Genomic DNA, 21,495 nt, shown 5'->3' with positions numbered 1-21,495 from the left:
GGTGCTCCTCTGCTCGCGCGCTCGAATCTCATGCCGCCCAGCGACCCGGGGACGCTGCGCGACGGTGGGCCGGGGAGCGCGACCCTGGCCCGCCACCCCGATCCTCCCATGCCGGGCGGACATTCCCGGCCGCCGGTCCAGGGTGTGGAACGGCGGAGTCACGTGGTGGACGGCCCCATCAGCGCGTACGGGCGGCCAGGGCGGCCTCGCCGGCGGCGCGCATGGCCGCCAGGGGGGCCGGGGCGTGGCCCGTCATCAGCTCGACCTGGAGCACGGCCTGGTGCACCAGCAGGTCCAGGCCGCCGAGAACCATGCCGCCGCGTCCGTCCCAGGCGGCGGCCAGGGGGGTCGGCCAGGGCTCGTAGAGGACGTCGAAGAGGGTGCCGGGGCGCTCGGGGACGGACCCGGCGAGGGCGTCGGTGGCCCCGGCGGGGGTGGTGGCGACGACCAGCGGCGCGGTGAGCGCCTCGGCCGCCCGCGACCAGTCGGCGGTGCGCACGGGCACGCCCAGCCGCTCGCCCCACTCGCGCATCTCCGCGGCGCGTTCGGCGCTGCGGACATAGGCGGTGACCTCGCCGGTGCAGATCCGGGCGAGGGCGGCGAGCGCGGAGGAGGCGGTGGCGCCGGCGCCGAGGATCGCGGCGGAGCCGACCGTCTCCACGCCGCGCTCCCGCAGGGCGGCCGCGATGCCGGGGATGTCGGTGTTGTCGCCGAGACGGCGGCCGTCGTCGGTGAGGACGACGGTGTTGACCGCCTCCACGGACCGGGCGGTGGCGCTGACGTCGTCCAGCAGCGGGATCACCGCCCGCTTGAGGGGCATGGTGAGGGAGAGCCCGGCCCAGCCGTGGCCCAGCCCCGCCAGGAAGGCGGGCAGCGCGGCCTCGTCCACCTCGAAGCGGTCGTACGTCCACTCCCCCAGGCCCAGTTCCGCGTAGGCGGCGCGGTGGAGGACCGGGGAGAGCGAGTGGGCGATCGGCGAGCCGAGCACCGCCGCCCGGTGCCGTGCGGTCACTGCGCGGCCGCCTTCTTCGCCTTGTTCTCCTGCTCGTACCGCTGGCGGTTCTTGTTGTGCTCCGCGTTCGTCACCGCGAACAGGGTCTCGTTCTCGTTGATGGAGACGAAGTAGTACCAGGGGCCGTCCGCCGGCTGGATCGCGGACTTCAGCGCCTCCAGGCCGGGGTTGCTGATCGGCCCGGGCGGCAGGCCCTTGATGCTGTACGTGTTGTACGGGTCCTTGAACTTGCGCAGATCGCTGACGGCACCGACGTCGAGGGTGCTCTGGCTCTTGGCGTAGTTCACCGTGGAGTCGAAGTCGAGGAGGCCGTAGGTCTCCTTGTTGTCCGGCTTGAGGCGGTTGTAGACCACCCGCGAGATCTTGTCGAAGTCGTGCTTGTACTTGCCCTCGACCTGGACGAGGCTCGCGACGGTGATGACCTGCATCGGGGACTTCAGCCCCAGCGCGGCGGCCTTGCCCGTCACGTCCTGCGCCTCGTAGTTCTGCTTGGCGCGGGCGACCATCTGGCGCAGGAGGTCCTCCGGCTTGGTGCCCTTGCCCGCGCTGTACTGCGAGGGGAAGAGGAAGCCCTCCAGCGGGTCCTTGACGTCGGGGTCGCTGTTCGCCCAGTCGGGCAGGCCCAGGTTCTTGGCCTGGCTCTTGGCGACGCCCTTGGTGGTGCCCGCCGCGAGCCCGAGCTTCTTGTCGATCGAGGAGTAGATCTCGGCGGCCCGCATGCCCTCGGCGAGGGTGAGGAAGTTCGCCGAGTTGGTCATCATCCCCACGGCCGCGGCGCCGGACATCTCCTTGTGGAGGGTGTACGTGCCGGGCTGGATGGACTTCTTCGCGGCGGCCGTGGTGAAGGCGCCGACGCTCTTGACGACCCCGGCCTTCTGGAGGACCTGGCCCATCTCGGTGAGGCTGGCGCCCTTGGGGATCTCGACCTGCACCTGGCCGCTGCCCTCGCCCTCGTAGTCGGGCGCGGTGCCGTAGTGGGTCTCCCAGTAGTCGTAGGCGAAGTAGCCGGCGCCGCCCAGGCCGCCGACGAGCACCACGGCGACCAGCAGACAGGCGGTGCCGCTGCGGCGCTTGGTCTTCTTCTCCCGGCCCTTGCCCTTGCCGCCCTTGCTCCTGCCCTTGCCGCGCCGGCCCCGGGCGGGCTCGTCGCCGTCGTCGGGCTCGTCGTCGAGGTGGGCGGGGGCGGAGGCCCGGTCGTCGATGTCGTCGAAGAGGGAGATCTTCTCCTCGACGGGGTCGGCGGGCACGGTCTGCGCCTGGGGCATCTGGTGGGTGCCCGTGTGCTGGTCCCCGGGGGCCTGCGGCATCGGGTGCTGACCGGTGTGCTGGTTCACGGGCATCTGATGAGCGCCCGTGTGCTGGTCCACGGGCATCTGGTGCTGCCCGGTGTGCTGGTTCCCCGGGTGGAGGGCCTGGTGCTGGCCCGTGTGCTGGTCCGGGTAGCCGTGGGCACCGGTGTCGTACTCGTAGTAGCCCTGCTGGCCACCGTTCGGGTACGTGCCGGTCTGCTGCCCGGTGAACTGCTCGCCCTGGCCGTTGGTGCCGTACGGGCCGGGGCCCCCCGCGTTCTGCGAGGGGTCCCAGCCGTAGTCCTGCTGACCGGTGTAGGGGGGCTGCGACTGCTGGGCCTGCTGGGGCTGCGTGTACTGCTGCCCGGTGTATCCCCGGTCCCCGTACAGGGGGTCCTCGGGATGCCACGGTTGGGAGCCGGAACCCCGGCCGTACTCAGTCATCTATCCCCTAGAGCCGCACAGCGGCAGCCAGTGCGCTCGGTGAAGCGCGGAAGTCCGACGTCTGGTCCTGCCCTGAAGACATTCGAACAGCTGCCATGTCGCGCGGAACGTTACCGTATTGCGATCAGATGACCACGTCGACGGTCTCGCCCGGCGGCCGCCCGGAGACCTTCTCGGTCTCCAGCGCGTTCTGGAGGATCACCACCGCGGCCGCCTGGTCCACCACGGAACGGCCCTTCTTGGCGTTGACGCCGGAGGCGCGCAGCCCCTGGGCGGCCGTGACGGTCGTCATCCGCTCGTCGACCAGCCGCACCGGCACCGGAGCGACCCGCCGGGCCATCTCCTTGGCGAAGGTGCGCACCTTGGCCGCCGCCGGGCCCTCGCCCCCCTTGAGGGAGCGGGGCAGACCGACGACGACCTCGATGGGCTCGTACTCGGCGACGATCGCCACCAGCCGCTTGTGCGCCTGGGGGATGTCCCGGCCGGGGACGGTCTCCACCGGAGTGGCGAGGATCCCGTCGGGGTCGCACGAGGCGACCCCGATCCGGGCGTCCCCGACGTCCACGGCGATGCGCCTGCCGCGTCGCACGTCAGGCCGCCTCGGCCACGAGGCGCTCGACGGCGGCCATGGCCTCGTCGAGGGCCTCGGGGTTCTGGCCGCCGCCCTGGGCGACGTCCGGCTTGCCGCCGCCACCGCCGCCGAGGGTCTTCGCGGCCGTACGGACCAGGTCGCCGGCCTTCAGACCGCGCTCACGGGCGGCCTCGTTGGTGGCGATCACGGTCAGCGGACGGCCGTTGGCCACGGTGAACAGGGCCACCACGGCGGCCCGGCCGCCCTGGATGCGGCCGCGGACGTCGAGGACCAGCTTGCGCAGGTCGTCGGCGCCGGTGCCGTCCGGCACCCGGCCGGTGACCAGGGCGGTGCCATGGATGTCCTTGGCGCCCTCGGCCAGGCCGGCGGCGGCCTGAAGGACCTTCTCGGCACGGAAGCGCTCGATCTCCTTCTCGGCGTCCTTGAGCTTGGCGAGCATGCCGGAGATCTTCTCCGGGAGCTCCTCCGGACGGCCCTTGACCAGCTCGGTGAGCTGGGCGACGACCGTGTGCTCCTTGGCCAGGAAGTTGTAGGCGTCGGCGCCGACGAGGGCCTCGACACGGCGCACGCCGGAGCCGATCGAGGACTCGCCGAGGAGCTTCACCAGACCCAGCTGGGCGGTGTTGGCGACGTGCGTACCGCCGCAGAGCTCCTTGGAGAAGTCGCCGATGGTCACGACGCGGACCCGCTCGCCGTACTTCTCGCCGAACTCGGCGATGGCACCGGCCTTCTTGGCCTCGTCCAGGCTCATGACCTCGGCGTGGACGTCGAGCTCGCTGGAGAGGACCTCGTTGATGCGCTGCTCGACGTCGGTGAGGACCGAGCCGGGCACGGCGGCCGGCGAGCCGAAGTCGAAGCGGAAGCGGCCCGGGGAGTTCTCCGAACCGGCCTGGGCGGCCGTCGGGCCCAGGGCGTCGCGCAGCGCCTGGTGGGTGAGGTGGGTGGCGCTGTGGGCGCGGGCGATGGCGCGGCGGCGCTTGACGTCGATGACCGCGTAGGCGGAGGCGCCCACGGTGACCTCGCCGACCTGGACGACGCCCTTGTGGACGTGCACGCCGGGGACGGGCTTCTGTACGTCGCGGACCTCGATCACGGCACCGGAGTGGAGCTTGATCCGGCCCTGGTCGGCGAGCTGGCCGCCGCCCTCGGCGTAGAAGGGGGTGCGGTCCAGGACGACCTCGACCTCGTCGCCCTCGGTGGCGGCCGGGGAGGACACGCCGTCGACGAGCAGGCCGACGATGGTCGACTCGCCCTCGGTGGTGGTGTAGCCGGTGAAGTCGGTCTCGCCGGAGTTGTCGGCGACCTCGCGGTAGGCGGACAGGTCGGCGTGGCCGGTCTTCTTGGCCTTGGCGTCGGCCTTGGCGCGCTCCCGCTGCTCCTTCATCAGGCGGCGGAAGCCGTCCTCGTCCACGGAGAGGCCCTGTTCGGCAGCCATCTCCAGGGTGAGGTCGATGGGGAAGCCCCAGGTGTCGTGGAGCAGGAACGCCTTGTCGCCGGCGAGGACCGTGCCGCCGGCGGCCTTGGTCTCGGTGACGGCGGTGTCGAGGATGTTGGTGCCGCCCTTGAGGGCCTTGAGGAAGGCGGCCTCCTCGGCGAGCGCGACGGTCTCGATGCGCGTGCGGTCGGTGAGCAGCTCGGGGTACTGCTGGCCCATCGTGCGGATGACGACGTCGAGCAGCTCGGCGACGACCGGGCCGTCTGAGCCCAGCAGGCGCATATTGCGGATGGCGCGGCGCATGATGCGGCGCAGGACGTAGCCGCGGCCCTCGTTGCCGGGGGTGACGCCGTCGCCGATGAGCATGGTGGACGTGCGCATGTGGTCGGCGACCACGCGCAGCGCGACGTCGGTGTTCTTGGCCGTGCCGTACTGGACGCCGGTGAGCTCGGTGGCCTTGTCGATCACGACACGCAGGGTGTCGGTCTCGTACATGTTCTGCACGCCCTGGAGGATCATCGCCAGGCGCTCGAGGCCGAGGCCGGTGTCGATGTTCTGGCTGGGGAGGTCGCCGAGGATCGGGAAGTCCTCCTTGCCCTCGCCGGCGCCGCGCTCGTACTGCATGAAGACCAGGTTCCAGATCTCCACGTAGCGCTCGTCGTTGACGGCCGGGCCGCCCTCGACGCCGAACTCCGGGCCCCGGTCGTAGTTGATCTCGGAGCACGGGCCGCAGGGGCCCGGGACGCCCATGGACCAGTAGTTCTCCTTCTTGCCCAGGCGCTGGATGCGCTGGGCCGGCACGCCGATGACGTCGCGCCAGATGCGCTCGGCCTCGTCGTCGTCGAGGTAGACGGTGATCCAGAGCTTCTCGGGCTCCAGGCCGTAGCCGCCGTCCGCCACGGGAGAGGTCAGCAGCTCCCAGGCGTACTTGATGGCGCCTTCCTTGAAGTAATCGCCGAAGGAGAAGTTGCCGCACATCTGGAAGAACGTGCCGTGGCGGGTGGTCTTGCCGACCTCTTCGATGTCCGGCGTGCGGACGCACTTCTGCACGCTCGTGGCACGCGGGAAGGGCGGCTTGACCTCACCGAGGAAGTAGGGCTTGAAGGGGACCATGCCCGCGGGGACCAGCAGCAGCGTCGGGTCGTCCGCGATGAGCGACGCCGAGGGGACGACGGTGTGCCCGCGCTCCTCGAAGAAGCGCAGCCAGCGACGGCGGATTTCAGCCGACTCCATCAGTGGTCCTCTTTCCGGGTGAACGAGTTGTAGGTGTGGTGCTGTTCGAGAGCGACGAGGCGGCGCTGCTCGGGAAGGGCGCGGCGGTCGGGCTCCGGCGGGGCGGCGGAAAGGCCCAGGGCGTCCTTGAGCGCCGCTTCCCGGTCGGCCATGCCGTCGCGCACGTCGAGGGCGAAGAGCTTGACCTTGCGGCCGGCGATCACGGCCCGGTCGGCCGCCTGGAGCGCCAGGCTCTCCGGGGTGAGCTTCGCGAGCTTGCGGTTGACCTTGGTGGTGGCCCAGACACCGGCTGCTACACCGGTGGTGAACCAGAACGTGCGGCGGAACATTTCCGGGACTCAGCCCTTCCCACGGGTACGACGGCCGCCGAGGCGGGCGGACGGCAGTTTCTTGTCGACGGCCCTGCCGACGAAGACGGTGCTCCGCGGCTCCGGCTCGGTCTTGCGGCCCATCGCGCGGCGCACGCCGTAACCGAACGCGGCGACCTTGACCAGGGGGCCGCCGAAGGCGGAGGAGACGGTCGAGGAGAGCGCCGAGGCGTTCGCCGTGACCTCCTGGACGTCCGCGGTGATCGAGTCGACGCGGGCGAGCTGGGTGTTGGCGGAACGGACGGTCGCGGACGCGTCGGCCAGCAGCGGGACGGCCTGCTCGGAGATGTCGTCGACCAGTCTGGTGGCCGCTCTCAGCGTCTGCGCGAGCCGCACCAGCACCAGGGCGATGAACGACACGAGGATCGCCCAGAAGACGGCCACGAGGATCCCGGCCACCTCTCCACCGGACACGCTGCACCGCTCCCTAGCTGTTGTCTTTCACTGCTTCTCGGGTACCGACCTTATCGCGCCGGGCCTCCGGGGCCGTACCGCATTACCGGTCCGTACGGCACGGATGTACGACGAACATCCGGGGGCTCAGGACCCCCGGAAACGCGCCAGCCCGCCGCCCGCGGCCACGAGGGCCGGCGGAACGACGGGCTGGGCGAAAGGAGTGGTGCTACGTCCGATTTAGCGGGCGTAGTACTCGACGACGAGCTGCTCGTCGCAGATCACCGGGATCTCCTTGCGGTTCGGGTCGCGGTCCAGGCGGAACGCCAGCGCCTGCAGGTTGACCTGCAGGTAGCGCGGGGTCTCGCCCTCACCGGCGTAGCCACCGGCCATGGCGACCTGGAACGGGTGCTTGGCACGGCTGCGCTCGCGAACGGTCACGACGTCGTTCGGACGGACGCGGAAGGACGGCTTGTCGACCTTCTTGCCGTTGACCTCGATGTGGCCGTGGACGACCATCTGGCGCGACTGGTAGACGGTGCGGGCGATGCCCGAACGCAGGACCAGGGCGTCGAGGCGACGCTCGAGCTCGATGACCAGCGCCTCGCCCGTCTTGCCCTCGGCCTTCTTGGCGCGGTCGTAGGCGCGGGCCATCTGGCGCTCGCTGATGTCGTACTGGGCGCGCAGACGCTGCTTCTCGAGCAGACGGACCTTGTAGTCCGAGTTCTGCTTGCGGCCACGGCCGTGCTCGCCCGGCGGGTAGGGGCGGGCCTCGAAGTACTTGACGGCCTTCGGCGTCAGCGCAATGCCGAGCGCGCGAGACTTCTTGACCTTGGGACGCGACTGGTTAGGCACGTTCTCCAGACCTCCGTTGATAAGTTAGGTTAGGCTTACCTTACTCAAGGAGATCGCATGTCTCGTCCGGGGAACACCAGTCACATCACGGACAGCACGAAAGGATCCACAGGGGATTCCGAATCCACGAAGGATTCCGACGCTCTTGATGGCGTCGACGTGACGGAGGTCCGATCAGATCGTGGTCAGCCGCGTCCCAGCGGACTTGAGATCGCACGGATGCCGTCAGCAGCCGAGCGCACACGAACTCTCGTACAGAGTACATGCTCCGCGATGCTGCTGATCCCCGGGCCGGTCGGCTCCCACCCCGACCAGCTGCTGCCGGACGTGCGGACCGTGGGCCCGGACGGCGAGGTCTTCCTCGTCCTGCCCGCTGATTCCCCGGCCGTGCGGGCCGCCACCCACGCCCAGGACGACGAGCTGGCCGTGGTCCTGGAGCTCACGGATGTGGCCCCCGTCTCCGTCCCCAACCGCATCCGCGGCCGCGCCTGGCTGTCCGGCTGGCTGACCTGTGTGCCCGGGGTGGCCGAGCCGGGCCGGATGCTGCTGCGGCTGGAGCTGGGCGAGGCGAGCGTGGACGACCTGTGGGGCGCGGAGACCGTCGAGCCCGACGCCTTCGCCCGGGCCTGCCCCGACCCGCTGGTCGAGCACGAGACGGAGCTGCTGCAGCACCTCCACTCCGGCCACAGCGACCAGGTGCGGAGCCTGTGCGCGCTGCTCGGCGACCGCGAGAGCGTCACGCGCGCCGCCTACGTATCGGCGGTGCCGGTGGCGCTGGACCGCTTCGGCCTCCGCGTCCGCTTCACCCGCCGCCACGGCCCCGGCACAACGGCCGATCGCTCCTTCGACGCACGCTTCGAGTTCCCCGAGCCGGTCGAGGACGTTGTCGCCTTGCGGCGGGCGATGCACCAGTTGTTCGAGGCGGCGGGTTACTGAGTCCTCAAGCGCCGGGGCGGGATCACTCGCCCCGCAGTCGGGCGCGTACCCGGTCCACGACATCCGCGTACCGCGCCTCCGCCCCGTGCCGAGTGGGCTCGTAGTACACCTTCCCGTGCACGGAATCCGGCGCGTACTGCTGGGCAGCGATGCCGCCGGGCAGATCGTGGGGGTACTGATACCCCTCCCCATGCCCCAGCTTCTCCGCCCCCTTGTAGTGGCTGTCCCGCAGATGCGCCGGCACCGGCCCCGCCAGCCCCGCCCGTACGTCCGCCAGCGCGGCGTCGATCGCCAGATACGCCGCGTTGGACTTCGGGGCCAGTGCCAGCGCCACCGCCACCTGGCTCAGCGTGATCCTCGCCTCGGGGAAGCCGATCAGGGCGACGGCCTGCGCTCCGGCCACCGCCGTCTGGAGGGCCGTGGGGTCCGCCAGGCCGATGTCCTCGCTCGCCGAGATCATCAGCCGGCGGGCGATGAAGCGCGGGTCCTCGCCCGCCTCGATCATCCGCGCCAGATAGTGCAGCGTCGCGTCCACGTCCGAGCCCCGGATCGACTTGATCAGGGCGCTGGCCACGTCGTAGTGCTGATCGCCATCGCGGTCGTACTTCACGGCCGCCCGGTCGACCGCGTCCTCCAGCGTCTCCAGGGTGATCCCGTCCTCGCCCTTGGCGATGGCCGAGCCCGCGCCCGCCTCCAGCGCCGTGAGCGCGCGGCGGGCGTCGCCGCCCGCGATGCGCAGCAGATGGGCCTCGGCGTCCGCGGAGAGGGAGACCGCGCCGCCCAGCCCGCGCTCGTCGGTGAGGGCGCGCCGGATCAGGCCGCGCAGATCGTCGTCCGTCAGCGCCTGGAGCGTCAGCAGCAGGGAGCGCGAGAGCAGCGGGGAGATGATCGAGAAGTAGGGATTCTCCGTCGTGGCCGCGATGAGCGTGACCCAGCGGTTCTCCACGGCGGGCAGCAGGGAGTCCTGCTGGGCCTTGCTGAAGCGGTGGATCTCGTCCAGGAAGAGGACGGTCTCCTTGCCGTAGCCCCCGGAGGCGCGGCGGGCGCCGTCGATGACGGCCCGTACCTCCTTGACGCCGGCGGTGATCGCGGAGAGCTCCACGAAACGCTTGTTGGTGGCCTGGCTGACCACATAGGCGAGCGTGGTCTTGCCGATGCCCGGCGGGCCCCAGAGGATCACCGAGGAGGGCCCGGCGGGACCGCCGCTGCCCTCCCCCACCAGGCGGCGCAGCGGGGAGCCCGGCTTGAGCAGATGTCCCTGCCCCACGACCTCGTCGAGGGTGCGGGGGCGCATCCGGACGGCCAGCGGGCTGCCCGCCGGATCCTTCTCCTGGCGGTCTTCCGCGGCGGCGGTGAACAGGTCGGGCTCCACGCTCGAAACCCTATGCCACACCACTGACAATGCCGCCCGAACGAGCGATGCCGCCGGACCCGAGGGGTCCGGCGGCATCGTTCACGAGCCTGGTGCGGGCGGCGGCGTCAGGCCGTGCCGCCGGTCCAGAACCACCACCACTTGGTGAGGATCAGCATCCCGATGATGCCGATGTGCAGCACCGGGAGCACCCAGTGGAACTCCAGCAGCGCCCGCTTGAACCCGTCCGGCGCGGGGATGAAGCCGTGCCGGACGTTCTGCACGGTGACGTACCAGAACATCAGGATCGTCGCGACCCAGGCCAGGCAGCACCACAGGCAGAGCGAGCCGATGACGTACAGCGACTGGTACTGGAGCCAGGTGACGAAGCCGACGCCGAAGAGACAGCCGGCCTCCATGCCCAGCCAGTACCAGCGCGGGAAGCGGGCGCCGGAGAGCAGCGCCAGCCCGATCGCGATGATCGCGCCGTAGCAGACCAGGCCCAGCATCGGGTTGGGGAACCCGAAGGCCTCGGCCTGCTTGCTCTGCATGATGCTGCCGCAGGAGACGATGGGGTTGAGGCTGCAACCGGGCTTGAAGTTCGGGTCCTTGAGGAGCTCGATCTTGTCCAGCGTGATGACCCAGGAGGCGAGCAGACCCATGGCACCGGTGATCACCAGCAGCAGCGCGAACGCACGGCTCGCGCCCACTCCGCCACGGCCGGGGCCGTCCCGCTCCGTGCCGTCGAGGTCGGAACGGTCGAGTGCCGAAGTCGTCATAGCGCTGTCGATCCCATCAGTAGGCCGTTGCCGCCCCATTCTGCACCAGTAGCCTGTGAATCAGCCCTGGGCCGAAAGGACCTCACCCACAACGGTGTCGAGGGCCACGGCCTTCTGCTCACCGCTCTCCAGGTCCTTCAGCTGCACCACGCCCTCGGCGAGATCGCGCTCGCCGGCGACGAGCGCGAAGCGCGCGCCGGAGCGGTTGGCCGACTTCATGGCGTTCTTCAGGCCCTTGCCACCGAAGGCGAAGTCCGTCGCCACACCGGCCCGGCGCAGCTCGGTCACCACGCCGAAGAGCACCCGGCGGGCCTCCTCGCCCAGCGGCACCGCGAAGACCTGGGTGGCGGCGGGCAGTTCGAGCTCGATCCCCTCGGCCTCCAGCGCCAGCACCGTACGGTCCACGCCGAGCGCCCAGCCGACGGACGGCAGCTCGGGGCCGCCGATCATCTCGGACAGGCCGTCGTAGCGGCCGCCGCCGCCGACGGCGGACTGCGAACCGAGGCCGTCGTGGACGAACTCGAAGGTGGTGCGGGTGTAGTAGTCCAGGCCGCGCACCAGCTTCTCGTCGTCCTCGAAGGCGACGCCGGCGGCGGTCAGCAGCTCGCGCACCTGCTCGTGGTACTCCTTGCACGCCTCGCACAGGTGGTCGCGGAGCATGGGGGCGCCGACGAGCTGCTTCTGGACGTCCGCACGCTTGTCGTCGAGGACCCGAAGGGGGTTGATCTCGACGCGCCGGCGGGTGTCCTCGTCCAGGTCCAGACCGCGCAGGAACTCCTGGAGGGCTGCCCGGTAGGCGGGGCGGCACTCCTTGTCGCCGAGCGAGTTCAGCAGGAGGCGGAAGTTCTTCAGGCCCAGCGACTTGTACGCGTCGACGGCCAGGATGATCAGCTCGGCGTCCAGCGCCGGGTCCTCGGCGCCGATGGCCTCGGCACCGACCTGCGAGAAGTGGCGGTAGCGGCCCTTCTGCGGGCGCTCGTAGCGGTAGTACGAGCCCGAGTACCAGAGCTTGACGGGGAGGTTGCCCGCCTTGTGGAGGTTGGCCTCCAGCGTGGCGCGCAGCACGGAGGCGGTGCCCTCGGGGCGCAGGGCGAGGCGCTCCTCGCCGCGCTGGGTGAGGGTGTACATCTCCTTGGTCACGATGTCGGTGGACTCGCCGACGCCGCGGGAGAACAGCTCGACCTGCTCGAAGCCGGGGGTCTCGATGTAGCCGTATCCGGCGCGCTTGAGCGGCGCGGAGATGGCCTCGCGGACGGCCAGGTAGACCGCCGAGTCCGGCGGGGTCAGGTCGTAGGTGCCTCGGGGGGCCTTGAAGGTGCTCACGGAAACTCTCGTCACATTCCTCGTCGCGGAGCCGGGTGCGCGGCTCCTGGGCCGGCGGCCACATCCCGCAGGTACGGGTTGGTGGCGCGCTCCTGGCCGATGGTCGTCTGGGGGCCGTGGCCGGACAGCACCACGGTCGAGTCGTCCAGGGGCAGGCACACACGGGCCAGCGACTGGAGCATCTCGGCGTGGTCACCGCCGGGCAGGTCGGTGCGTCCGATGGAGCCGGCGAACAGCAGGTCGCCCGAGAAGAACACCGAGGGGATCTCGGTCGTCTCGGGCATCCTGAAGGTCACCGACCCCTTGGTATGGCCGGGCGCGTGCGCGACGGAGAACTCCAGCCCCGCGAGTTCCAGCCGGCTGCCGTCGGAGAGCTCCTTGACGTCGTCCGGCTCCCCCACCGTGAGCTCGCCCATGAGGCGCTGCCCGATGGAGCGGCCCATGGCCTTCTCCGGGTCGCTCATCATGTAGCGGTCGGCGGGGTGGATCCAGGCGGGGACGTCATGGGCGCCGCACACCGGGACGACCGAGGCGACGTGGTCGATGTGGCCGTGGGTGAGGACGACGGCGACGGGCTTGAGCCGATGCTTCTTGAGCGCTTCCTCGACGCCCTGGGCCGCCTGGTGGCCCGGGTCGATGATCACGCACTCCTCGCCGGCGGCGGGGGCGACCAGATAGCAGTTGGTCCCCCAGGCCCCGGCGGGGAACCCGGCAATGAGCACGTTCGTCCTTAATGATCGGCGAGTTCTTGCAGGCGGTCTTGCAGGCGGTCTTTCCGGTGGACGCCCCCGGGCGGGGACACCCGACCGCCTCAGAGCCTACCGGCGGCACTCCCGCCACGGCGAACCCGTATACGGTACGGGCGACACTTGCGATTCGTGGCTCATGACATGCACAGCGACGGCACGAGGAGAGGACCCGGTGGTCACTAACGAGCAGCGGCGGCGCCAGCTCGCCCGGGAGAAGTTCGAACGGCAGCAGCAGCGCCGCGAGGCGACCCGCCGCAAGGCCCACCGCAGGAACGCGGTGATCGCCGCCGGGGTCGCCGTGGTGCTGGCCGCGGGCGCGACCGCGTACGCCACCGGCGCCCTGGTCGACGACAAGAAGAAGGACACCGCCGCCGACGCCGCCCCCACGCCGAAGAAGGGTCCGGACCCCTGCGCGAAGCCCGCGCCGGGCACGCCGTCCGCCAAGACGTGGAAGTCCGAGCCGGAGATGACGGTCGACAAGTCGGCGTCATACGCGATGAACCTCACGACCACGTGCGGCACCATCGACCTCAAGCTCGACGCCGCGAACGCCCCGCACACGGTCAACTCCTTCGCCTTCCTGGCGAAGGAAGGCTTCTTCGACCACTCGAAGTGCCACCGGCTGACCACCGCCGGGATCTACGTCCTGCAGTGCGGCGACCCCAAGGGCACCGGCCAGGGCGGCCCCGGCTACACGATCGAGGACGAGAACCTCAAGGACTCGAAGCTCAAGGGGAACGTCTACCCCGCGGGCACGGTCGCGATGGCCAACACCGGCCAGCCGCACACCGGCGGCAGCCAGTTCTTCCTCGTCTACCAGGACAGCCAGCTGCCGCCGCAGTACACGCCGTTCGGCACCATCGGCGCCGAGGGCATGAAGACGCTGAAGAAGATCGCCGCCGCGGGTGAGCAGTCCGGGGCCGGCGACGGCGCGCCGAACGCCACCGTCGTCATCGACAAGGCGGCGGTGACCGGAAGCTGACGCCCGTACGGCGAAATTTCGGTCGCGCGGGATACGGACAGCCGGGCCGCCGTTCGCCTATGTTGGCGTTGTGTAGGGTGCCTGCTCCGACGGTTCTGCGCACCCGAACGATCAAGCCCGTCGGACCGGCCAGGGCGCGGCCCTGCCCGGCAACAACTGTGGACGATGCGCGCGGGCCGCGACGACGGCCCCGCCATCATGTGGAGGAGGCGCTGTGAGCAGCGACCCGTGGGGCCGCGTCGATGAGACGGGCACCGTGTACGTGCGTACCGCCGACGGCGAGCAGGTCGTCGGCTCGTGGCAGGCGGGGTCCCCGGAGGAGGCCCTGGCTTACTTCGAGCGCAAGTACGAGGGCCTGGTCGTCGAGATCGGCCTCCTCGAGCGGCGGGTGAAGACCACCGATCTGTCGGCCAAGGACGCGATGGCCGCGATCGATCACATCCGCACCCAGGTCGACGAGCACCATGTGGTGGGCGACCTGAACGCGCTGCGGGAGCGGCTGGACAAGCTGGTCGCCACCGTCGAGACGCGCCGTGAGGAGCGCAAGGCGGCGAAGGCCAAGCAGTCCGAGGAGGCCCGTACGGCCAAGGAGTCCCTGGTCGCCGAGGCCGAGGAGCTGGCGGCGAGCGAGCAGTGGCGCTCGGCCGGCGAGCGGCTGCGCGCCCTGGTGGACACCTGGAAGGGCCTGCCCCGGCTGGACCGCAAGACCGACGACGAGCTGTGGCACCGCTTCTCGCACGCCCGGTCGGCGTTCTCCAAGCGGCGCAAGGCGCACTTCGCCTCGCTGGACGCGCAGCGCGAGGAGGCCCGCAAGGTCAAGGAGAAGCTGGTCGCCGAGGCCGAGTCGCTCTCGGGCTCGACGGACTGGGGTCCGACGGCCGCGCGCTACCGCGACCTGATGGCCGACTGGAAGGCCGCCGGGCGCGCCCAGCGCGAGGCGGAGGACGAGCTGTGGGCCCGTTTCCGGGGCGCCCAGGACGTCTTCTTCCAGGCTCGCGGCCATGTCTTCGCCGAGCGCGACGCGGAGCAGTCCGGCAACCTCACGCTCAAGGAGGAGCTGGTCGTCGAGGCCGAGAAGCTGCTCCCGGTGACCGATCTGAAGGCGGCCCGGGCCGCGTTCCGTTCGATCAACGAGCGCTGGGAGGCCATCGGCCATGTGCCGCGCGACGCCCGCCCGAAGATCGAGGGCCGGATGCACGCGGTCGAGCGGTCCATCCAGGAGGCCGAGGAGTCCGAGTGGCGGCGTACGAACCCGGAGGCGCGGGCCCGTGCGGCCGGGCTGACGGGTCAGCTCCAGGCCGCCGTCGACAAGCTCCAGGAGCAGGTCGACAAGGCGCGCGCCGCGGGCAACGACGCCAAGGCGAACAAGCTCTCGCAGGAGCTGGAGGGCCGCAAGGCGCTGCTGGACCAGGCTCTGAAGGGTCTTGAGGAGTTCGGCGGCTGATCTCGGCCCGCCACGAAGTAAGAAGTAAGGGGCTCCGGCTATTGCCGGAGCCCCTTACTCATGTGCGGCTTACGGCCTGCGGGCCGACGTCACGCGGTAGACGTCGTAGACGCCCTCCACACCGCGGACGGCCTTGAGCACATGCCCCAGGTGCTTCGGGTCGCCCATCTCGAAGGTGAAGCGCGAGGTGGCCACCCGGTCGCGGGAGGTCTGCACGGCGGCCGACAGGATGTTGACGTGCTGGTCGGACAGCACCCGGGTGACGTCCGAGAGCAGCCGGGAGCGGTCCAGCGCCTCCACCTGGATGGCGACGAGGAAGACCGACGACTGCGTCGGCGCCCACTCCACGTCGAGGATCCGCTCGGGCTGCTGCGAGAGCGAGTCGACGTTGACGCAGTCCGCGCGGTGCACGGAGATGCCGTTGCCCCGGGTGACGAAGCCGATGATCGGGTCGCCGGGGACGGGCGTACAGCAGCGGGCCAGCTTCACCCACACATCGTCGACGCCCTTGACGACCACGCCCGGGTCGGCGCTCGAGCGCCGCTTGGAGCGGCCGCGGATGGGCGCGGCCTCCTCGATGTCCTCGGTGGCCGCGTCCTCGCCGCCGAGGGCCTGGACGAGCTTCTGCACCACGCCCTGCGCCGCGACATGGCCCTCGCCGATGGCGGCGTAGAGGGAGGAGATGTCGGGGTAGCGCATCTCGTGCGCGAGGGTGACCAGCGAGTCGCCGGTGAGGATCCGCTGGATCGGCAGGTTCTGCTTGCGCATGGCGCGCGCGATGGCGTCCTTGCCCTGCTCGATGGCCTCGTCGCGGCGCTCCTTGGAGAACCAGGCGCGGATCTTGTTGCGGGCGCGCGGGGACTTGACGAAGCCCAGCCAGTCGCGGGAGGGGCCGGCGCCGGTCGCCTTGGAGGTGAAGACTTCCACCAGGTCGCCGTTGTCGAGGGTCGACTCCAGCGGGACGAGCCGTCCGTTGACCCGGGCGCCTATCGTGCGGTGGCCGACCTCGGTGTGGACGGCGTAGGCGAAGTCGACGGGGGTGGCGCCCGCCGGGAGCGCTATGACATCGCCCTTGGGCGTGAAGACGAAGACCTCGTTGCGCGAGAGGTCGAAGCGCAGGGACTCCAGGAACTCGCCCGGGTCCTCGGTCTCCTTCTGCCAGTCGAGCAGCTGCCGGAGCCAGGCCATGTCATTGACGGTGTCCTGGTTCTTGCCGGCGTTCTTCGGCACATCCGTACGGATCTTGGAGGCGCCGGCGACGGCCTCCTGCTTGTACTTCCAGTGCGCGGCGATGCCGTACTCGGCGCGGCGGTGCATGTCGAACGTGCGGATCTGGAGTTCGACGGGCTTGCCGCTGGGCCCTATGACCGTCGTGTGCAACGACTGGTACATGTTGAACTTGGGCATCGCGATGTAGTCCTTGAACCGCCCCGGGACCGGGTTCCACCGGGCGTGGACGGTGCCGAGCGCCGCGTAGCAGTCGCGGACGGTGTCGACGAGGACGCGGATGCCCACCAGGTCGTAGATCTCGGCGAAGTCACGGCCCCGCACGATCATCTTCTGGTAGACGCTGTAGTAGTGCTTCGGGCGGCCGGTGACGGTCGCCTTGATACGGGCGGCGCGCAGGTCGGCCTGGACCTCGTCGGTGACGACGGCCAGGTATTCGTCGCGCTTGGGGGCCCGCTCGGCGACGAGACGGACGATCTCGTCGTACATCTTGGGGTAGAGGATCGCGAAGGCGAGGTCCTCCAGCTCCCACTTGATGGTGTTCATGCCCAGCCGGTGCGCCAGCGGGGCGTAGATCTCCAGCGTCTCGCGGGCCTTCTTCTCCTGCTTCTCCCGCTTGAGGTAGCGCATGGTGCGCATGTTGTGGAGGCGGTCGGCGAGCTTGATGACCAGGACCCTGGGGTCCTTGGCCATGGCGACGACCATCTTGCGCACGGTCTCGGCCTGCGCGGCCTCGCCGAACTGCACCCGGTCCAGCTTGGTGACGCCGTCGACGAGCAGGGCGACCTGGTCGCCGAAGTCGCGGCGGAGGTCCTCCAGGCCGTACTCGGTGTCCTCGACGGTGTCGTGCAGCAGGCCGGCCATCAGGGTGGCCGGATCCATGCCCAGCTCGGCGAGGATCGTGGTGACGGCGAGGGGGTGGGTGATGTAGGGGTCGCCGCTCTTGCGCTTCTGGCCGCGGTGCCAGCGCTCGGCGACCTGGTAGGCCCGCTCGATCTGGCGCAGCGTGCCGGCGTCGGCCTTCGGATCGTTTCCGCGCACGATGCGCAGCAGCGGCTCGAGGACGGGGTTGTACGGGCTGGAGCGCTGGACGCCGAGGCGGGCGAGGCGGGCGCGGACGCGGCTGGAGGAGCCGGGCCGGGGCGCGGGGCCCTGCGGGGGCGTGGGGCGCGCCGGGACCGGGGCCGCCGCCGGCTGGGGCCGGGTGGTGGGCTGCTGGGCGGCCTTGTGCTGCGGGGTGCCCGCGGTCTGCGGACGGCTCCGCTCCCCGTCCGTGCCCCGGTCGGGCCCGTCCGTGCCGTCCGGGCGGCCGGAGGGCGTGCCCGTGACCGCCGCGGCCTCGGGAGACGGCTTCTTGTCCTCGTGAGCGGCGGTGAGCGGCTGGACCTCGTCTGGCAAGAGCACTCCTCATGCGTACCGGCCCCCCGTTCAGGTCCGGACTGCCATGGTATCGATCCCGGCCACCGGACCGCCGCGCACGGGGCGCCAACTGGAACAACAGCGGCGGGCACCGGGGACTTCCCCGGTGCCCGCCGTAGCGTCGTGCCCACCCGTCGCCGGGTGGCTCAGACGGTGATCAGCGCCTCCAGGGGCGCGCCGTCGAGGGCGGGCTCCAGACGGGCGCGGCCCGGCAGGAAGCCCAGCTCCATCAGCACCGCGACGCCCGCGACCTGGGCGCCGGCGCGCCGGATCAGCTTCAGCGACGCCTCGGCCGTGCCGCCGGTGGCCAGCACGTCGTCGATGACGAGGACGCGGTCGCCGGCGACGAGCGCGTCGGCGTGCATCTCGATCTCGGCGGTGCCGTACTCCAGGTCGTACGACTGGGCCAGGGTGGCGCCGGGGAGCTTGCCCGCCTTGCGGACGGGGACGAAGCCCAGGCCGGCGCGGACGGCGACCGGGGCCGCCAGGATGAAGCCGCGGGCCTCCAGGCCGACGACCTTGGTGGCGCCGTGGCGCTCACAGAGCCCGGCGAGGGCGTCGGTGAGCGCGGCGAACGCCTCGGCGTCGGCGAGCAGCGGGGTGATGTCCTTGAACATCACGCCCGGCTTCGGGTAGTCCGGCACGTCGACGATGCGGCTGAGCAGCAGCTCACGCAGCTCCTGCGGGGCGCTCATCGGCGCTTCCCCGAGGGACGGCCGCCGTGGCCGCGGCTCTGGCGGCGCTGGGTGACGACCCCGGCGGGGGAGGCGTCCTCCGGCTCCTCGTCGTCCTCGCCGGACGGCTCGCGGTCCTCGACCGCCCCGCCCGCCTCGGCCTTGGCGGCGTCGGCGGCACGGCGGGCGCGCACCCGCTTGGCCAGGGCCTTCATCTGCGGCTCGCGCTCCTTGAGGTCGGCGACCAGCGGAGTGGCGATGAAGATCGAGGAGTAGGCGCCGGCCGCGAGGCCGACGAACAGGGCGAGCGAGATGTCGTTGAGCATGCCCGCGCCGAGGAAGCCGCCGCCGATGAACAGCAGGCCGGCGACCGGCAGCAGCGCGACGACCGTGGTGTTGATCGAGCGCACCAGGGTGCCGTTGAGGCTGCGGTTGGCGACCTCGCTGTAGGTGAAGCGGGTCTGCTTGGTGAGGTCCTTGGCGCTCTCCTTCAGACCGTCGAAGACGACGACGGTGTCGTAGAGGGAGTAACCGAGGATCGTCAGCAGACCGATCACGGTGCCCGGGGTGACCTCGAAGCCGACGAGCGCGTAGACGCCGACGGTGATGGTGAGGTCGTGGACCAGGGCGATCAGCGCGGCCACCGCCATTCGCCATTCGAAGGCGATGGCCAGGTAGATGACCACGAGGATCATAAAGATGCCGAGGCCCGTCCAGGCCTTGTTGGCGATCTCGTCACCCCAGCTGGGACCGACGATGTCGGTGTTGACCTTGTTCAGGTCGACGTCCAGCTTCTTGGCCAGCGCTTCCTGGGTCTTGCGGGACTGCTCGGGGGTGAGGTCGCTGACCTGGACGCGCAGCGTCTTGTCGCCGAGCTTCTGGACGAGCGCGGGGTGACCCGAGATGTCCTGGGCCGTCTTGCGGGCGGTCTCGGCCGAGACCGAGGTCTTGGGGGTGGTGAAGACCGCGCCGCCGGAGAACTCGATGCCGAAGTTCAGACCACGCACCGCCAGGCCGACGATGGCCGTGATGGTGATCAGGATCGAGATGCCGTACCAGATCTTCCGCTTGGCCACGAAGTCATAGCCGACCTCGCCGCGGTAGAGCCGGGCGCCGAGAGTGCCGAGTCGCGACATCTCACGCCTCCTTCGGGTCGACGGTGGCGGAGGGACGGCGGCGGGAGGCCCGCAGCGGCGGCTTGGCGCCGAGCCGCTGGGGGTCCAGACCGGACCACGGGTGGCCGCTGGCGAAGAACTTGCGGCGGGCGAGGATCGTCATGAGGGGCTTGGTGAAGAGGAAGACCACGACGACGTCGAGGAGCGTGGTCAGGCCAAGGGTGAACGCGAAGCCCTGCACCTTGCCGACGGTGACGATGAAGAGCACCGCTGCGGCGAGGAAGGAGACGAAGTCCGAGACGAGGATCGTGCGGCGGGCGCGCGGCCAGCCGCGCTCGACGGCGGGACGCAGGGTGCGGCCCTCGCGGATCTCGTCGCGGATGCGCTCGAAGTAGACGATGAACGAGTCGGCGGTGATGCCGATGGCGACGATGGCGCCGCAGACGGCCGGCAGGTTCAGCGCGAAGCCGATGGCCGGGCCGAGCAGGACCATGATCGTGTAGGTGAGCACGGCGGAGCACGCGAGGCTCGCGAGGGCGACGAGCGCCAGACCGCGGTAGTAGATCACCAGGTAGAGGATGACGAGGGCGAGGCCGATGGCACCGGCGATCAGGCCGGCCCGCAGCTGCTCACCGCCGAGCGCGGCGGTCACCGTCTGCTCGGTGACGACGTCGAAGGAGAGCGGCAGGGCGCCGTAGGACAGCACGTTGGCGAGGTCCTGGGCGCTCTGCTGGGTGAAGCCGCCGGAGATCTCCGCCTGGCCGCCGACGATGGAGGTGCTCACGGACGGGTCGGAGACGACCTCGCCGTCGAGGACGATCGCGAACTGGTTCTGCGGCGACGGCTTGCCGGCCAGCTGGCCGGTGACCTGGGCGAACTTCTTGGCGCCGGAGGAGTCGAACTTCAGCTGGACGAGCCAGCCCTTGCCGCCCTGGGCGTCGAAGACGGCGTTGGCGTCCTTGATGGACGCGCCCTCCACGGCCACCGGGCCGAGGATCTCCTTGACGGAGCCGTCCTTGCGGCACGCGACGATGGGGTCGCTGGGCTTGGCGAAGGACGCGGCCTCGTTGGCCTTGGAGCGGCTCTCCTTGGTGGAGCAGTCCAGGGCGTCGAACTGCTTCTGGAGGGCGGCCATGTCACCGGCGGCCGGCGTGGGCGTCGGGGTGGGCGCCTTCTTGTCGTCCTTCTTGGCGTCCTTGGCGTCCTTGGCGTCGTCCTTCTTGCCGTCGGACGCGGTGGCCTGCGGGGTCGGCGTGCCGTCGGCCTTGAGGGCGTCGGTCACGGGACGGCCCTGAGGGCCGGCGGACGTGGAGGGCGAGCCGGAAGGCTTGCTCTTGTCGGCGGACTTGTCGCCGGACTTGTCGGCTGACTTGTCTGCGGACGGGTCGCTCTTGCCCTTGTCGGCCGAGGAGCCGGGCGTCGGCTGGGGCGCCTTGACACCGGCGGTCGCGGTGAGGACGGGCCGGAAACCGAGCTGAGCGGTGGTGCCGACCTGCTGGCGAGCCTGCTTCGCGTTCGTCCCCCGGGGGATGTTCACGATGATGTGCTTGCTGCCCTGCGTCTGGACCTCGGCCTCGGTCACACCAAGACCGTTGACACGCCGCTCGATGATGCCGACGGCGGTGTCCATATTGGTCTTGTTGATCGCGTTGGGCTTGCCCGGCTGGTTCTTGGCCTCCAGCGTGAAACTGGTGCCGCCCGCGAGGTCGATGCCCAACCGCGGTGTGGTGTGCCCGGAGGCGAACATCCCCCCGGTGAGCGCCACCATGGCGATCAGGATCAGGGCCAGGACTCGTCCCGGCCTGCCCTGGCCGCCCGGGGACCTGCGGCCCTTCTTCGGTGCTGCCACCTTGTCGTTTCTCCCTGTCCAACCGC

General features: G+C 70.7%; 18 protein-coding genes. 3 read left to right on the top strand and 15 right to left on the bottom strand.

The window, feature by feature from the left end; all coding sequences use genetic code 11:
- Nucleotides 1-178: 178 nt before the first annotated feature.
- From RM609_RS12330 to rpsD, 7 genes are all read right to left on the bottom strand, one after another.
- Nucleotides 179-1,012 carry a shikimate dehydrogenase gene (locus RM609_RS12330; protein ID WP_311610408.1) on the bottom strand — a complete coding sequence of 278 codons (834 nt, stop codon included), beginning with the start codon at nucleotides 1,010-1,012 and terminating at the stop codon, nucleotides 179-181.
- Nucleotides 1,009-2,745, bottom strand: coding sequence for an endolytic transglycosylase MltG (gene mltG / locus RM609_RS12325; protein WP_311610407.1), 1,737 nt, complete (start codon nucleotides 2,743-2,745; stop codon nucleotides 1,009-1,011). The genes RM609_RS12330 and mltG overlap by 4 nt, the downstream gene beginning before the upstream one ends.
- Before the next feature lie 124 nt (nucleotides 2,746-2,869).
- Nucleotides 2,870-3,334, bottom strand: a complete 465-nt coding sequence (gene ruvX, locus RM609_RS12320) for a Holliday junction resolvase RuvX (RefSeq protein ID WP_311610405.1) — start codon at nucleotides 3,332-3,334, stop codon at nucleotides 2,870-2,872.
- Nucleotide 3,335: 1 nt separating this feature from the next.
- On the bottom strand, nucleotides 3,336-6,005 hold the full coding sequence (alaS, locus tag RM609_RS12315) for an alanine--tRNA ligase (RefSeq protein WP_311610403.1): 2,670 nt from the start codon (nucleotides 6,003-6,005) through the stop codon (nucleotides 3,336-3,338).
- The gene (locus RM609_RS12310) at nucleotides 6,005-6,334 is read right to left on the bottom strand and encodes a DUF6167 family protein (protein WP_311610402.1); all 330 of its coding nucleotides are present in this window, start codon (nucleotides 6,332-6,334) and stop codon (nucleotides 6,005-6,007) included. Before RM609_RS12310 ends, alaS begins: the two co-directional genes overlap by 1 nt.
- A 9-nt stretch (nucleotides 6,335-6,343) precedes the next feature.
- The gene (locus RM609_RS12305; RefSeq protein WP_311610401.1) at nucleotides 6,344-6,787 is read right to left on the bottom strand and encodes a DUF948 domain-containing protein; all 444 of its coding nucleotides are present in this window, start codon (nucleotides 6,785-6,787) and stop codon (nucleotides 6,344-6,346) included.
- 219 nt (nucleotides 6,788-7,006) lie between these two features.
- Entirely contained in the window at nucleotides 7,007-7,621 is a 615-nt protein-coding gene (gene rpsD, locus RM609_RS12300; RefSeq protein ID WP_311610400.1) for a 30S ribosomal protein S4, read from the bottom strand.
- Between the two features lie 219 nt (nucleotides 7,622-7,840).
- Here rpsD and RM609_RS12295 point away from each other — a divergent pair, with 219 nt between their 5' ends.
- Nucleotides 7,841-8,557 carry a DUF2470 domain-containing protein gene (locus RM609_RS12295; RefSeq protein ID WP_311610398.1) on the top strand — a complete coding sequence of 239 codons (717 nt, stop codon included), beginning with the start codon at nucleotides 7,841-7,843 and terminating at the stop codon, nucleotides 8,555-8,557.
- Between the two features lie 22 nt (nucleotides 8,558-8,579).
- Here the strand turns inward: RM609_RS12295 and RM609_RS12290 are convergent, their stop codons facing one another.
- The 4 genes from RM609_RS12290 to RM609_RS12275 form a co-directional block, all read right to left on the bottom strand.
- Nucleotides 8,580-9,929, bottom strand: coding sequence for a replication-associated recombination protein A (locus RM609_RS12290; protein ID WP_311610395.1), 1,350 nt, complete (start codon nucleotides 9,927-9,929; stop codon nucleotides 8,580-8,582).
- A 107-nt stretch (nucleotides 9,930-10,036) separates the two neighbouring features.
- Nucleotides 10,037-10,687 carry a vitamin K epoxide reductase family protein gene (locus RM609_RS12285; protein WP_311610393.1) on the bottom strand — a complete coding sequence of 217 codons (651 nt, stop codon included), beginning with the start codon at nucleotides 10,685-10,687 and terminating at the stop codon, nucleotides 10,037-10,039.
- Between the two features lie 60 nt (nucleotides 10,688-10,747).
- Nucleotides 10,748-12,010, bottom strand: a complete 1,263-nt coding sequence (hisS, locus tag RM609_RS12280) for a histidine--tRNA ligase (RefSeq protein ID WP_311610392.1) — start codon at nucleotides 12,008-12,010, stop codon at nucleotides 10,748-10,750.
- An 11-nt stretch (nucleotides 12,011-12,021) separates the two neighbouring features.
- Nucleotides 12,022-12,732, bottom strand: a complete 711-nt coding sequence (locus RM609_RS12275; RefSeq protein ID WP_311610390.1) for an MBL fold metallo-hydrolase — start codon at nucleotides 12,730-12,732, stop codon at nucleotides 12,022-12,024.
- Nucleotides 12,733-12,931: 199 nt separating this feature from the next.
- Here RM609_RS12275 and RM609_RS12270 point away from each other — a divergent pair, with 199 nt between their 5' ends.
- On the top strand, nucleotides 12,932-13,741 hold the full coding sequence (locus tag RM609_RS12270; RefSeq protein ID WP_311610389.1) for a peptidylprolyl isomerase: 810 nt from the start codon (nucleotides 12,932-12,934) through the stop codon (nucleotides 13,739-13,741).
- A 214-nt stretch (nucleotides 13,742-13,955) separates the two neighbouring features.
- Nucleotides 13,956-15,185, top strand: coding sequence for a DUF349 domain-containing protein (locus tag RM609_RS12265; RefSeq protein WP_311610387.1), 1,230 nt, complete (start codon nucleotides 13,956-13,958; stop codon nucleotides 15,183-15,185).
- Nucleotides 15,186-15,254: 69 nt separating this feature from the next.
- Here RM609_RS12265 and RM609_RS12260 read toward each other — a convergent pair whose 3' ends face one another.
- The 4 genes from RM609_RS12260 to secD all read right to left on the bottom strand — a co-directional run bounded on the left by RM609_RS12260 (nucleotide 15,255) and on the right by secD (nucleotide 21,469).
- Nucleotides 15,255-17,810, bottom strand: a complete 2,556-nt coding sequence (locus RM609_RS12260; protein WP_311610385.1) for a RelA/SpoT family protein — start codon at nucleotides 17,808-17,810, stop codon at nucleotides 15,255-15,257.
- A 167-nt stretch (nucleotides 17,811-17,977) separates the two neighbouring features.
- Complete coding sequence (locus RM609_RS12255; protein ID WP_311610383.1) at nucleotides 17,978-18,526, bottom strand: adenine phosphoribosyltransferase; 549 nt, start codon at nucleotides 18,524-18,526, stop codon at nucleotides 17,978-17,980.
- Nucleotides 18,523-19,641, bottom strand: a complete 1,119-nt coding sequence (secF, locus tag RM609_RS12250; RefSeq protein ID WP_311610381.1) for a protein translocase subunit SecF — start codon at nucleotides 19,639-19,641, stop codon at nucleotides 18,523-18,525. Before secF ends, RM609_RS12255 begins: the two co-directional genes overlap by 4 nt.
- Nucleotide 19,642: 1 nt before the next feature.
- Nucleotides 19,643-21,469, bottom strand: a complete 1,827-nt coding sequence (gene secD / locus RM609_RS12245) for a protein translocase subunit SecD (protein ID WP_311610379.1) — start codon at nucleotides 21,467-21,469, stop codon at nucleotides 19,643-19,645.
- Between the last annotated feature and the right edge of the window lie 26 nt (nucleotides 21,470-21,495).

The organism is Streptomyces hesseae (genome assembly GCF_031845785.1).
Lineage (GTDB): Bacteria > Actinomycetota > Actinomycetes > Streptomycetales > Streptomycetaceae > Streptomyces > Streptomyces hesseae.
The sequence above is the reverse complement of the archived record's forward strand: the minus strand, read 5'-3'. Positions and strand labels throughout refer to the sequence as shown.